General features: G+C 50.2%; 1 protein-coding gene. It reads left to right on the top strand.

Translation table 11 applies throughout. The annotated features are described in order from the left end of the window. The coding region (locus BMX44_RS16385; RefSeq protein ID WP_177167808.1) for a phage tail protein at nt 1-1,268 on the top strand (1,268 nt) is incomplete at both ends.

Genomic DNA, 1,268 nt, shown 5'->3' with positions numbered 1-1,268 from the left:
GCTCTCGCAGCCGCCAATAATACGCCACTTAATTTATCCGAAATCGCCCTGGGCGATGGCAATGGATCTGTGCCTGTGCCTGGACCTTCATCGACACTGGTCAATGAAGTTTACCGGGCGTCGATTAATTCCATAACCCCGCACCAGATAAATCCAGGGTGGTATGTCATCGAACTGATTCTGCCTCCTGATGTTGGCGGGTTCTGGATCAGGGAAATGGCTGTCTATGACGACAACGGTGACGCAATATATCTTGGCAACCATGCGCCGGAATACAAGCCTTTACTGTCAGAGGGATCGACCAGAGATACTATTATTCGCGTTATTGTTGAGACCAGCAATGCTGCAGAAATAACGCTAATTGTCGACCCGAACGTGGTTACAGCAACACATGATTATGTTCTTGCTCAATTCAGTTCCCATGTCGCTGAAACGGACCCGCATCCACAGTACGCGCTCAAAGTTGGCGTGCAGGAGCAGCGGTACACGGCGTTTACGACAACCGGTACGGCGCCTGATTTTGTCGGATCTGTAACCCCCGCATTAACGGCTTATGTTGCCGGGCAGCGATTCAGGGTTAAGTTCCATAATCACATAAACAGTTCGGCGACACTGAATATCAACGGCCTTGGCGCATTGTCTCTCAAACAGTATGAGGCTGACGGCTCAAAAGTTGGTGCCGTTGTAGGCATTAACCAGCTTGTGGATGTTGAGTATGACGGTACCGACTTTGTGGTTCTAAATTCAACGTCGGTTGGGCGTGGAGCACTCAGCAAGGACGTTTCAGGAAACTCTGACGTAACGTTGACGCGGGTGGAATCTGCTAATGAAGTAATTATCCTGACAGGCGCATTGACCGGCAATATATCCGTTATTATGCAGCGGTCCCATATCAGGACATGGGTAATCAGAAACCTGACTACAGGAGCGTTTACCGTCAATGTGAAAACGCAATCCGGTACCGGTGTTATCTGCGACCAGAACAATAATACGCATGTATTCACGGATGGCGTGAATGTGTATAACTCTATGTCCGGCATGCGCGGCATTAAATACCCGGTGCGGCTGGCTACAATCGCAAATATTGCGGACCTCGCCAGTGGCGCACCAGATACGCTGGACGGTATTTCTCTCGTTAAAAACGACCGGATTCTTGTTAAAAGCCAGACTACCAAGAGTCAAAACGGCATTTACATTGTCAGCACGGTCGGGACCGGCTCTGACGGCACATGGGTGAGGGCGGGCGATTCTGACGAGAGTCCTGAGAT

The organism is Nitrosomonas marina (genome assembly GCF_900110145.1).
In the GTDB taxonomy this organism is placed as follows: domain Bacteria; phylum Pseudomonadota; class Gammaproteobacteria; order Burkholderiales; family Nitrosomonadaceae; genus Nitrosomonas; species Nitrosomonas marina.
The sequence above is the reverse complement of the archived record's forward strand: the minus strand, read 5'-3'. Positions and strand labels throughout refer to the sequence as shown.